Source organism: Gilvimarinus gilvus (assembly GCF_030518155.1).
GTDB lineage: Bacteria > Pseudomonadota > Gammaproteobacteria > Pseudomonadales > Cellvibrionaceae > Gilvimarinus > Gilvimarinus gilvus.
Map to the genome: position 1 here is coordinate 1 of NZ_JAULRU010000379.1, position 11,974 is coordinate 11,974.

An 11,974-nucleotide genomic window follows, 5' to 3' on the forward strand; every position below is an offset into this window, starting at 1 on the left:
CAAACGCTCGTCACCCAGCGACCAGCACAGCTGGCCGCGCTTGACGAAGCAGACTGCTATCGCAGTCAAAGCGCTCCGTGAAGCCCCCATGTGAAAGCGTGCCACTATGCAAGCCTTCGTCTATAAACCCTAAAAAATACCCATAGAAGTGGCGAAGATGAGCGTCTTTAAAATACCAAAGAGCTATATTTTTGTTCACCGTTCACCGTTCACCGTTCACCGTTCACCGTTCACCGATTCCAATATCCCAGCACCACCAGCACACATACTTTTTCCGACATCCGACATCCGACATCCGACATCCGACATCCGACATCCGACATCCGACATCCGACATCCGACATCCATTCAACACTCCTTAAACAATCTTTAATAACTGCTTAAGGTTAAATTGACATTATCCTGTTATAGTGAGCCAAATTTCATTTGTACTTTTTAATTCCATATGTGAAAAGTTTGTTTTAGGCTACAATTCAAACCGGATTACCTATATTAATAAGAGAGAGCCCATGTATCTGTTGAACTCAAGTGTCCGTTTATTCGCCCTAAGTACCACTTTTATGGCTGCAGCCTGTGTGGCCGCTGAAAAAGAACCCTGGCAATTGGCTCAGGAGACCGAGGTGTGGGAGCCGGTGCCCGCTCAGGTTTCGTTCAATAAGGCTGGGGTGCCCTCCGATGCGATTGTGCTGTTTGATGGCTCTGGTCTGGAGGCTTGGGAGTCTGCGAAGGACAGCAGTGCCGGACCTTGGAACATTAAAGGTGATGTATTGGAGACTAACCCTAAGACGGGCGATATTAGGACGCGTCAGGACTTTTGCGATGTTCAGTTACATATCGAGTGGCAGGCGCCACCAGAAGATCTGATGGAGGGGCCTGAGGGGCAGGGGCGTGGTAACAGTGGTGTCTTCTTTCAGGAGCGCTATGAAGTACAGGTATTGGATTCCCACGGCGGTGAGACTTATCCAAATGGTCAGGCCGGTTCGATCTACAAACAACATATACCCTTGGTAAATGCGACCAAGCCGCTGACACAGTGGAATGTCTACGACATTATATATCGGGCGCCTCGCTTTGACGAAAGTGGTGACCTGGTTTCCCCTGCATTTGTCACCGTGCTACACAATGGCGTGTTGGTACAAAACCACGCTGAAATTCAAGGGCCAACGTCATGGATTGGTCACCCTCCCTATGAAGCACACGGTTGTGCACCGTTGCGTCTGCAAGACCACGGCAATCCGACGAAATTTAAAAACATATGGGTGCGTGAGCTGTAGTTCCGCGTCGTTACTGAATATTGGTTCGAGAACATATTATGCGAAGAATACGTAAAGGCTTGCCGCTTTGGGTTGCGGTCTTGGGGTTAGCCAGTACTCCTTACGGTATAGCGGCTGACGCCGATGCCGATTTTTTCCAATACATTGCCGATAATGATCAGCTTGTGTCGGCGCAGTCGGTGAGCGTGAGCGGTGGTAAGATTTCCGCTGAGGGCGAAGGCAAGAATGTTGTACTCGTGGGCGACGATAAACCGTTGCTCTCGAATGTGTATTTGGGAGATACCTTGCTAAAGCTTGAGTATATGGTCGCTGATGGCACCGATGCTGGGGTTTACCTGCAGGGGCGCTACGAGATTGCGCTGGCGGATAAAGACGGTGACACCTCCCTTACTTACCAAGACGCAGGCGGTATTCAGCAGCGCTGGGATGGTTCGCAAAATAAGATGACTGGGGGCATCGCTCCCACGAGTGAGGTCGACGTTAAGCCCGGTACTTGGCACACTCTAGAGGTGCGTTTTCGCGCGCCGCGCTATGACGAGGCGTCAGCGAAGTCTGAAAATGCATTTATTCTCGACGCCAAAATTGACGGCAAAGTGGTTCAGAAAAATGTGTTGCTGGAAGGTTTTACCGCTGACCCTATTCAGGTCTGGGAAACGACATCGGGGCCGGCAATGTTACGGGTTCGCAGCGGCCAGGCCGCCGTGCGCAGCCTGCAGGTAAAACCTGCTGACTTTGATAAAATCGCTTTGCCAGGCGCGAGTGGTGGCGACACCAACGAAAGTGAGTTGATTGATTTTGCGGCATTAGGGGAAGACACATTTATGTCGCTGGGCTGCAAAGAATGCCATGCGGTGGCAGCGAATGACCCGAGCATGAAGACAGGCCCCAACTTGTATGGCCTGTTCAAAAAAACACCGCGGGATCGTGAAATTGTTGAGGCGGCCGAAAACCACAGATTTACCGTCAAGGCGGATTTTAGCTATTTGGAGCGCGCGGTGCGAAGCCCTGCCGCAGAACTGGCTATCCATGAAGGTGGCGATAAGGCTGGCGAGGCCTATTTACCCATTATGCCACCCTACATGAAGCAAACCTTAACTGACAAACAGCTCGACGCTATTGGTTTTTATCTGCAAACGCTGAACAATGCGTGGGAGCAGGGGCCGGCGGTGAAGCTAGTGGAGTCTTCCGGGCCTGAAAAATACGATCCTTTGTTGGATGACTTGCAATTTTTGGTTGATGATCGTGTGCGCATTCAGCGCGGGCCACTCGAAGGTGTATCGGCGCGCGCAGTTCACATCGGCCAGCCCAATGCCGTCAATTACAGCTTCGACCCGCGTATTTTGGGTATTGCTAAAGTGTGGCAGGGCGGCTTTCTGGATATGACCGGTGAGCTTACCAACCGCGGTGGCAGTGGCTTGAAAACGGGCTTCGAAACGCGTGAGATTGACTTGGGTGAGCTGGGTATTTTATTCGCGCCTCTCAATGCCTCGGGTGAACTCATAGATTTTTCATTCAAAGAGGCAGTATTTCAGGATACGTCAGCAATAAATGCAGGGCTCAACTCCGAGCTGGACCAGCAAGAGCTGATTGCCGCGCAGAATGCACAGTTCTTGGGTTATGCGCGTCCGTCTCGCAGTAAAACCGCAGCGCCGCATTTTCACTACCGCGTTGGCAAGAACAGTTTGGCTGTCACCACCGATATCGCAGACAACGGTAAGGTTAGCGTTACGGTAGGCGGCCAGCGAGGTCAGTCCCAGAGCTTTAAAATCAATACGCAGACACTAAGTTCGATATCTGTGTCTTCCGGCAAGCTGCAAGGCGATGTTTGGGTGCTGCCCGCTGGTAATGACGAAGCCCAATTGAGCGCATCTATTGCCCTGGCGACCAGTGCGTGGAAGCCGAAAGCTTCCGGGTTTAATCATCTGCGCCAGCCTCTCAAAGTGGTGGAGGCTACTGCTGATTTGCCGGCGGGCTACTCGATTGAGAGCTATCTGCCGCCACAGGATAATTACGGTCGCGATCAATTATTTGAAGCCTTGGGGCTCGCTCTTGCTCAAGATGGCACTGTAGTGGTGGCAACGCGTACGGCGGGAATTTGGCGTATTAAAGATGGCGAATGGCAGCTGTTTGCAGAGGGGCTGTTCGACAGCTTGGGTGTACAGATCGAGGACGAGCATGGTTTACAAATCGTGGTCGGCCAAAAAGCGGAATTGACCCGAATTACCGATACCGATGGCGATGGTATGGGGGATAAATTTGACACGCTCTACGATCAGCACAGTTATCACGGCAACTACCATACTTACGTGCACGGCCCCGCGCGGGCGGCCGATGGCGCTTATCACATCAATTTCAATCTGGCTCATACGGATGAAGCGGTCTACAAGGCTGATGGTCTTTATATGGGCTCGCAAGGCGGTTACAGCGGCTGGAATATTCGAGTCACTCCCGAGGGGGAGGGAAGCCTCTATGCCAGCGGTTTGCGCAGCCCCGCAGGGCTCGCGACCGGCCCGGATGGTCAGCTGTGGTATACCGAGAATCAGGGTGAGTTTGTAGGCACCTCCAAATTATTTACTATCGAAGAGGGTAAGTTCTACGGTCACCCAAGTGGCTTAGTGGATCTGCCCGGGATGACCCCAGAGTCCCCCGAAATTCAGTGGGAGCAAGTGGCCGATAGGCGCGAAGAGGCGGTTGTATTGTTTCCTCACAACATTGTTGCCAACGCGCCGGGCAATCCCATTTGGGATACTACCGAGGGCGCGTTTGGCCCCTTTGCCGGGCAAATGTTGGTGGGTGATCAGACGCAGTCAAACTTGCTGCGAGTGGTTACCGAAAAAGTTGGTGAACACCATCAGGGCGTTGTTATTCCGTTTATGTCGGGCTTGGCTTCTGGCGTGATGCGCGGCGTATTTATGCCCGATGGCAGCTTGCTAGTGGGCCAAACCGGACGCGGTTGGCAGGCCAAAGGCGGCCATGTTGCGAGCTTGCAACGTATCCGTTGGGACGGGACAACCGTAGCGGCGGCGATTGCTACAGTCGAGGCGACATCGGATGGTTTCCTCGTCCGTCTGACTCAGCCCGCAGCGACTGACAGCCTTGCTGATCTGGTGAGTGTTCGCTCCTGGACATATCGCGATGCGCCCGATTATGGCTCGCCCGAAATGGCGGAGCGCGACGAGCTTGTTGCGAAGGTAACTCGGCTTGATGGAGGGAAAGCCCTGCAGGTACAGCTAGCGGATATCAGTGTGCCAGATGTGCATCCGCAGCAGACGGCGAGAGTTTATGAGGTCACGCTGGGGCAGGGCGTGGTGGATTCGAATACCCCCCCGCTCAAGGCTTACTATTCGCTGTATCGCTTTGCCAGGTAGCGCAGTGGCGCTCATTTGCATAAACAACGCCGGGCCCTGCCCGGCGTTGTGGTTTTACGGGCTATAGTAAACCTTGTGTCGCAGAATCTTTGCATTCTGCGCACCAACAGATATATCATATAGTCATAATGACTAAATAGTGCTGGTATGGGGTGCGTAAGCTGTAGCACAATACGCCATTCTAGTATGCTAGATGGGCCATTGTAGGTGTGCGGGTTAAAGCGGCGCCGGTCAGAGCGCCGATAACAATAAAACAACAGAAGATAACGATATGAATGTACGCGTCGAAAAAATTTCGGTGATGGAAAAGGTCGGCTACAGCCTGGGTGATCTGGCTGCCAATCTTATATTTCAAACTCTGGTAACGTTTATCGCGTTTTTCTATACCGATGTATACGGTCTGCCGCCTGCACAGGCGTCGATGGTCACCGGTGTCTGCGGTATTCTCGGCGGGGTTATCTTTGCGCCCGTTGTTGGGGTGCTGGCAGATCGCACCAATACTCGTTGGGGTAAGTTCCGGCCCTGGGTTTTATTTACCTCTATACCTTTTGGCCTGGGCGCTTTGCTCTCGTTTACCACGCCTGACCTGGACCCTTCAGGTAAGCTCATTTACGCGTTTGTCACCTACCTGGCGTTGATGATGTTGTACTCGGCGAATAATTTGCCTTACTCAGCGTTGAGTGGCGTTATTACCGGTAATATGGGCGAGCGCGTTAGTTTGTCTTCGTACCGTTTTGTCGCGGTCATGGTTGCCCAGTTTATTATTCAGGTACTGCTGCTGCCGCTGGTGCTGATTCTCGGTGATGGAGACAAAGCAGAAGGCTTTAAGCAGGTAATGACAATATTTGCGGTCATCGGTGTGGTGTGTTTTATCATCACCTTCCTCACGACTAAGGAGCGCGTAACACCGAACGTAGAGCAGAAATCGACAATCAAAGAAGACCTTGGTGATCTTTTTAAAAATATCCCCTGGGTCATCATGCTGCTTGCAACCATTCTGGTCTTTATGATGTTGTCGCTTAAAAGCGGCACATTAATTTATTACTTTGAGAACTATTTAAATGAGGCCGAGCTGGCTCGTTTCCTTGATGAATCCGGTTTTAACGGATTTATCGCGAGCCTTAACGCTGGCTTACAGAACGTTGGGCTAACAAAATTCCGTTGGCCAGAAGATGCTCCCACCTCGGCGTTTAGTTTGTTCAATGGCATTGGCATTATATTAATGATCATTGGTATTGGCTTCTCAAAACCCTTAACTAATCGCTTTGGCAAGCGCAATGTGTTCGGTTGGGCGCTGGCCGTGTCCATGCTGTTTATATTGGTTTTGTACTTCCTATCCCCCGAGTCAATTGGTTTGGTATTCCTGTCGCAAGTTCTGCATGGCTTCTCCTACGGCATTACCATTCCTCTGTTATGGGCAATGATTGCGGATGTGGCGGATTATTCCGAGTGGAAAAACAACCGGCGCGCCACCGGTATTATATTTTCGGCCATGATTTTGGGATTAAAGCTGGGCTTGACCTTGGGCGGCTCTTTGGTGTCTGCACTATTGGCTGTATACGGTTATCAAGCGGCAACTGCTGTGCAAAGCCAAGAGACCATAGACGGTATTTTGCTGGCGGTCAGTCTGTTTGCGTCTCTGCCGGGCTTTTTGGCGGCCGGGCTTTTGGTCTTCTACAAGATCGATAAAAATATGGAGCAGCAAATTGAGAGTGACTTGGATGGTCGGCGCAATGAGGCCATTGAAGCTCCCGGCATTTAGCGGATAGCTTAGGTAAAAACAGTAATAGCGGTACTCAATGTTGGTACCGCGTTTAAATTGAGAGTTTATGCATGTCTGATGAACAATACCAACAGCTCGATTTTGACGAGCTAAATGCGAGGGCATTGTCAAAGCCACTGGTGGATCACGTATACACCGCTGACCCTTCAGCGCACGTGTTTGACGGCAAGTTATATATTTATCCGTCCCACGATATCGAAGGTGGAGTGCCTTTTAATGACAATGGCGATCACTTTTGCATGGAGGACTATCACGTCTACTCTATGGATTCGGTCGAGAGTAAGGCGGTCGATCATGGTGTTGCCTTGCACGTGAAAGATGTGCCCTGGGCCGAACGACAAATGTGGGCGCCAGATGCCGCGCGCAAAGGCGACAAGTACTATCTCTATTTTCCGGCAAAAAAAGCCGACGGGATTTTTCAGATTGGCGTTGCCGTTGGCGACAGTCCCGTCGGGCCGTTTGTAGCTGAGCCAGAAGCTATTGCGGGCAGCTACTCAATCGATCCGGCGGTATTTGAGGATGGTGATGGCTCTCACTACATGTACTTTGGTGGTCTGTGGGGCGGGCAGCTGCAAAAGTATCGCGGTAATCAGTATGGCGAAGCCAGTGAAGAGCCGGCAGATGATGAGCCGGCGTTAGGCCCGATTGTGGCCAAGCTCTCCGAAGATATGAAGGCGTTTGCGGAGGAGCCTAGAGAAATTCAGATCCTCGATGAAAATGGCGAGCTCCTGAAGGCTGGTGATCACGACCGCCGTTACTTTGAAGGCCCGTGGATGCATAAGTACCAAGGGAAGTATTACTTTTCTTACTCAACGGGCGATACCCACTATCTGTGTTATGCCACAGGCGATACTCCTTATGGCCCATTCACGTATCAGGGGCGGATTCTTAATCCCGTCGTTGGCTGGACAACGCACCACTCTATTTGTGAGTTTGAAGGCAAGTGGTATTTGTTTTATCACGACTCCTCTTTGTCAAAAGGGACGACGCACCTACGCTGCGTCAAAATGGCGGAGATTCAATATGACGCCGACGGTAAAATCGTAACGCTTGATCCCTATCCCGGTTAGCTTGACTCCTCAGTGCCCGGTTTTGCCGGGCTTTTTTCTTTTCAGACGCTGGTAGTTTTTTCGCGCCCTGTGCTCGGGTGCTGGATTTTATGGCGTAGTTTTGTAACTATGCCAGCTTTCACTGGCTGTTATTGTCTATGAGCGTAACCCCTCCGGGCTTGTCTATTGATCTTTCTGCGCTGGTTGCCAACTGGCGCGCGCTTGCCGAGCTGTCGGCTCCTGCGGTGACCTCTGCGGTGGTGAAGGCTGATGCTTATGGCTTGGGTGTGGAGCCGGTCGCAAAAGCTCTGCACAGCGCCGGTTGTCGGCATTATTTTGTAGCGACGCTGGACGAGGCAAGACAGCTTGCTCATTGCCTCGACTCCGATATCAGGTGTTATGTATTGGGCGGCGCCCCCCTGGGGCTTGAGCGCGAGTGTGCGAGCCTGGGCGTTACCCCCGTTTTATGCTCGCTGAGTGCGATTCGCCGCTGGCGAGCAGCCGGTCTTGCGGGGCGCGATTGCGCTGTAAAAATTGATACCGGAATGAGTCGGCAGGGGCTTGGTCTCGCCGAGTTGGATGACTTGCTCGCAGCGCCCGCCCTGCTGCGTGAGCTCAACCCGAGTCTTGTGATGAGTCATCTAGCGTGCGCCGATGAGCCTCATCATCCGCAGAATTCAAGGCAGTTGGCCGAATTTCGCGCGCGGGAAGCCGCTCTGCGTCAAGTGTTACCGAATTGCCGGCTCAGTCTTGCCAATTCTTGTGGCATTTACCTGGGTAAAGAGTATCACTTTGATTTGGTGCGCCCGGGCGCCGCGCTGTATGGCTTCCAGCCTCCGCAAAATGAGATGGCGCCGGCCGAGTCAATTCGCCCGGTGCTGACTCTGGCGCTGCCAACGTTGCAATTTAAGCGACTTGAGGTGGATAGCTCAGTGGGGTATGGGGCAACCTACAATAAACCACAGGGAGCCATTTTGGCTGTTTGCGCCGGCGGCTATGCTGATGGGGTGCATAATATTTTGCAGTCTCAGGGGGTTGGTGAGCTGTCAGGGGTTGAGGTTCCTGTGGCGGGGCGAATCTCGATGGATATCACCACCTTTGATGTGACCGCTGTTCCGAACGTTGAGCAGTGGCTCGATAGCGTCGACTCTCTGCCTGCCATCCAAATCATAAACCGCTCGCTGACATTGAATCGTTTGACTCAGGAGCGTCATCTGTTGGGTTACGAGCTTTTGACCACTTTGCGTGGTTCGCGCTGTCCGCGCGTGTATCGGGGAGAGGTATGACGGACTCGGTAATGCTTACTTTGTTGCACCTGCTCAGAGATGGTGAGTTCCACTCCGGGGAGGAGCTGGGCGAAGCCCTCGCCGTCAGCCGCACCGCTGTGTGGAAGCAGTTACAGAAGCTCGGTGAGCTGGGGCTTGAGTGTGAAAGTGTGCGGGGGCGAGGGTATCGATTGTCAGCACCGCTAGAGTTGTTGAATGCTTCACGTATTGCGGATCTTGCGGGTGTTGACCCGACCCTAATTCAGTTGGAGGTGGTAACGGATTCGACCAACGCGCAGTTGCTGTCGCGTTCCAGCACGTTGCGCTCGGGCAGTTTTTGCATTGCCGAGCAGCAGACCGCGGGCAGGGGGCGACGCGGTCGCCAATGGATTAGCCCGTTTGGCAGTAACTTGTACTTGTCCGGGGTGTGGCAATTCGAAGGCGGGGCGGCGCGACTTGAAGGCCTGAGTCTGGCCGTGGGTGTTTGTATTGCTCAGGTGTTGGAGTCATTCGGTTTTCGTGGAGTGCAATTAAAGTGGCCCAATGATGTGCTGGTGGACGGGCGCAAGCTGGCGGGTATATTGCTCGAAATGTCGGGGGACCCGGCGGGTGTTTGTCAGGTTGTGGTCGGAGTGGGGGTGAATGTTCGCATGCCCAGTTGTGCCGCTCAATCTATCGATCAGCCATGGACGGATTTGGCGAGTATGTCGAGCGAGCAGGGGCTAGAGTCGGTCGGGCGCAATGAGATGGTTGCCAGTCTTGTGGATGCATTGTCCCGCTTAATGGTTGAGTTCGAGCGGGTGGGGTTTGCCCGGTGGCGGGCGGCGTGGCTCGAGCGCGCCGCCTTTATGGGGCAGGCGGTGAGCCTACAAACTGCCAATAGCGAAATTCGGGGTGAGCTGATTGGGGTTGATGGCAGTGGGGCTCTCACGCTCAGAGTTGGTGGTGAGGAGCGTCTTTTTTACGGTGGCGAGGTCAGCGTGAGAGCTGTGTCATGAATTTACTGATTGATATGGGGAATAGTCGCGTAAAATGGCGCCTTAGGCAGAGTAACTTGCAGCTGGCTGCGGGTGGCGCGGAGTATGCTGAGGGTTGGCAGTGGCTGGTTGAAATCAGTGCGGTTCACCAGGTGGAGCATGTTTGGGTTGCCAGTGTGGCCGGCACCGAGCGCGAGGGCTCACTCAATGCTGCTCTCGCAGAGCTGCAAATACCTGCGGCGCGCTACGCCAAGCCTGCGCCCGATGCCGGTGGGGTGCGGTGCGGTTACGCAGATTGCCAGACGCTTGGTGTCGACCGCTGGCTGGCTATGGTTGCAGCCCGTTCGTTGATTGATGGGGCCGTTGTGGTGGTGGATAGCGGCAGCGCGATAACCGCCGACGTGGTTACGGATGCCGGGGATCATCTGGGAGGTTGGATTGGGCCGGGCGTGCATTTGATGCGGCGATCTCTGGCGGGCAAGTCGGGCGTTTTGGCCGCGGCGCTCGCGAAGCCCTATTGCGCCTCATGCGCACCGGGGGTGACGACACAGTCGGCCATTGACAGCGCGATAACCGTTATGGGGTGTGGCTTGATTGATGCCGCCTTGAGGCGGGCAGGGAATTGCACGTTAATACTAAGCGGCGGCGATGCTTCTGTTTGGCAAGAATTCTATCCAGAGGCTCGGCTGGAAGCGGAATTGGTATTTATTGGACTGGAACACTATTTCGCTGCTCCGTAAGGTGTGGCTACAGAGGCTGATATGAGATTAATCTTTTTTGCTCTTTTAGGCGTGAATGTGGCAGCGCTTGTGTTGCAGTTGACCGTTTGGTCTGTGCCAGAGCGAGAGGTGTCTGTATCGAATGTTGCCAGAGGTGGTGAAAAGTTGAGATTACTGTCTGAGCTTGAAGGGAGTCGCTTGTCGGCATCTCGCGCCAGTGCGGCGGCGCCTTTACCGGCTGCAGAGTCTGGTTTGTGTCATACCGTGGGGCCGTTTCCGCGCCTGTTGAGTGCTGAATACTTTGTCGAAGCGCTGCAGGCGCTAGATGTTGTGGCGCGTGTCGATGAGCTTGAAGTTCCGGAAGGGGCTGGCTATTGGGTGCATTTGCCGCCGGAAGCGAGCAAGAAAGAAGCACTAAAGCGGCTGCGTGAGGTGCAGGCAAAACAAATTGACAGCTACCTCATTCCAAAGGGTGAGCTGGCCAATGGTATCTCTTTCGGTATGTTTACTCGCGCTGAGCTTGCTGCCGCGCGCCGAGATGATATGCGGTCGCTTGGTTATGATGCTGAAATTCGTGAAATAACACGAACTCGCAAAGAGGTCTGGGTGGTGTTGGGCGCGGGGCAGGCGCAAAAATTGAGCAGTGAGGCTTGGTTGGAATTACTGTCTCGGGAAAATAACGTGGAGAAACAACAAAATTACTGCTCAGGTGTTGCGTCTGAGTAAAAGTTTCACTAGAATCCCGCCTCCACGTTAAGACGTGGTCTGAGAAATGCTGGCGTAGCTCAGTTGGTAGAGCAGCTGACTTGTAATCAGCCGGTCGGGGGTTCGACTCCTCTCGCCAGCTCCATTTTCTCTAGATAGTTGCTGTAACTGAGTGAATTTCCTAGGAAATCCGGTTGACAGAAGCTGCTTTGGGCCGGACAATGCTCGGCTCATTCGCAGGGGTTCCCGAGTGGCCAAAGGGATCAGACTGTAAATCTGACGCGCAAGCTTCGGTGGTTCGAATCCACCCCCCTGCACCATTTTATATCACCGCATAGCGGTGGCGGCCAAAAAGTCGCTGCGGCTGGAAGCTCTCCGGTTTGTTGGAGCGGTTTCGCGGAGCAAGAACTCAGCGGGCATAGTTCAGTGGTAGAACGTCAGCCTTCCAAGCTGAATATGCGGGTTCGATTCCCGCTGCCCGCTCCAGTTACTGTGGTTTAAGGCTCTTGTAGCTCAGTTGGTAGAGCACACCCTTGGTAAGGGTGAGGTCGGCAGTTCAAATCTGCTCAAGAGCTCCATTTTCTGGCTGCGAAAGAAGTGCTTTCGCGGCTGTTTTTGTGTGTAAGTAAACGGCTTGTTTGATGGCTAGTTGAGGAGGCGCTCGCAATGGCGAAGGAAAAGTTCGAACGTAATAAGCCCCACGTCAATGTGGGCACCATCGGTCACGTTGACCACGGTAAAACCACTCTGACAGCGGCTTTGACCCGCGTGTGTGCAGAAGTTTGGGGCGGCGCAGCTGTTGCCTTTGACGGTATTGATAACGCACCAGAAGAG

9 protein-coding genes and 4 tRNA genes are annotated in these 11,974 nt (G+C 53.4%); all 13 read left to right on the forward strand.

Features of this window, described 5'->3' with window-relative positions; translation table 11 throughout:
• The first annotated feature begins 509 nt into the window (after positions 1 to 509).
• Positions 510 to 1,274 (forward strand): 3-keto-disaccharide hydrolase, encoded by a 765-nt coding sequence (locus tag QWI17_RS06600; protein ID WP_302721743.1) that lies wholly within the window; start codon positions 510 to 512, stop codon positions 1,272 to 1,274.
• Positions 1,275 to 1,312: 38 nt separating this feature from the next.
• Positions 1,313 to 4,642 (forward strand): 3-keto-alpha-glucoside-1,2-lyase-like domain-containing protein, encoded by a 3,330-nt coding sequence (locus QWI17_RS06605; RefSeq protein WP_302721744.1) that lies wholly within the window; start codon positions 1,313 to 1,315, stop codon positions 4,640 to 4,642.
• A gap of 271 nt (positions 4,643 to 4,913) precedes the next feature.
• Positions 4,914 to 6,404, forward strand: coding sequence for an MFS transporter (locus QWI17_RS06610; protein ID WP_302721745.1), 1,491 nt, complete (start codon positions 4,914 to 4,916; stop codon positions 6,402 to 6,404).
• Positions 6,405 to 6,475: 71 nt separating this feature from the next.
• Complete coding sequence (locus tag QWI17_RS06615) at positions 6,476 to 7,495, forward strand: glycoside hydrolase family 43 protein (RefSeq protein ID WP_302721746.1); 1,020 nt, start codon at positions 6,476 to 6,478, stop codon at positions 7,493 to 7,495.
• A 137-nt stretch (positions 7,496 to 7,632) separates the two neighbouring features.
• Positions 7,633 to 8,760, forward strand: a complete 1,128-nt coding sequence (alr, locus tag QWI17_RS06620; protein ID WP_302721747.1) for an alanine racemase — start codon at positions 7,633 to 7,635, stop codon at positions 8,758 to 8,760.
• Entirely contained in the window at positions 8,757 to 9,737 is a 981-nt protein-coding gene (gene birA, locus QWI17_RS06625) for a bifunctional biotin--[acetyl-CoA-carboxylase] ligase/biotin operon repressor BirA (RefSeq protein ID WP_302721748.1), read from the forward strand. The genes alr and birA overlap by 4 nt, the downstream gene beginning before the upstream one ends.
• The gene (locus QWI17_RS06630; protein ID WP_302721749.1) at positions 9,734 to 10,456 is read left to right on the forward strand and encodes a type III pantothenate kinase; all 723 of its coding nucleotides are present in this window, start codon (positions 9,734 to 9,736) and stop codon (positions 10,454 to 10,456) included. The genes birA and QWI17_RS06630 overlap by 4 nt, the downstream gene beginning before the upstream one ends.
• A gap of 21 nt (positions 10,457 to 10,477) precedes the next feature.
• A complete protein-coding gene (locus QWI17_RS06635; RefSeq protein ID WP_302721750.1) occupies positions 10,478 to 11,161 on the forward strand; it encodes an SPOR domain-containing protein in 684 nt (227 codons plus the stop codon).
• Positions 11,162 to 11,209: 48 nt separating this feature from the next.
• A tRNA-Thr gene (locus QWI17_RS06640) sits at positions 11,210 to 11,285 on the forward strand.
• Between the two features lie 91 nt (positions 11,286 to 11,376).
• Positions 11,377 to 11,460: transfer RNA gene (locus QWI17_RS06645), tRNA-Tyr, on the forward strand.
• Between the two features lie 92 nt (positions 11,461 to 11,552).
• A tRNA-Gly gene (locus QWI17_RS06650) sits at positions 11,553 to 11,626 on the forward strand.
• A 16-nt stretch (positions 11,627 to 11,642) separates the two neighbouring features.
• Positions 11,643 to 11,718: transfer RNA gene (locus tag QWI17_RS06655), tRNA-Thr, on the forward strand.
• Positions 11,719 to 11,806: 88 nt separating this feature from the next.
• A partial coding sequence (locus QWI17_RS06660) for a GTP-binding protein (RefSeq protein ID WP_302721642.1) occupies positions 11,807 to 11,974 on the forward strand: 168 nt, incomplete at its 3' end.

Bases quoted from the DNA above. Each gene is read 5' to 3' on its own strand.
- QWI17_RS06600 (WP_302721743.1), top strand. From the start codon at position 510: ATGTATCTGTTGAACTCAAGTGTCCGTTTATTCGCCCTAAGTACCACT.
- QWI17_RS06605 (WP_302721744.1), top strand. From the start codon at position 1,313: ATGCGAAGAATACGTAAAGGCTTGCCGCTTTGGGTTGCGGTCTTGGGG.
- QWI17_RS06610 (WP_302721745.1), top strand. From the start codon at position 4,914: ATGAATGTACGCGTCGAAAAAATTTCGGTGATGGAAAAGGTCGGCTAC.
- QWI17_RS06615 (WP_302721746.1), top strand. From the start codon at position 6,476: ATGTCTGATGAACAATACCAACAGCTCGATTTTGACGAGCTAAATGCG.
- alr (WP_302721747.1), top strand. From the start codon at position 7,633: ATGAGCGTAACCCCTCCGGGCTTGTCTATTGATCTTTCTGCGCTGGTT.
- birA (WP_302721748.1), top strand. From the start codon at position 8,757: ATGACGGACTCGGTAATGCTTACTTTGTTGCACCTGCTCAGAGATGGT.
- QWI17_RS06630 (WP_302721749.1), top strand. From the start codon at position 9,734: ATGAATTTACTGATTGATATGGGGAATAGTCGCGTAAAATGGCGCCTT.
- QWI17_RS06635 (WP_302721750.1), top strand. From the start codon at position 10,478: ATGAGATTAATCTTTTTTGCTCTTTTAGGCGTGAATGTGGCAGCGCTT.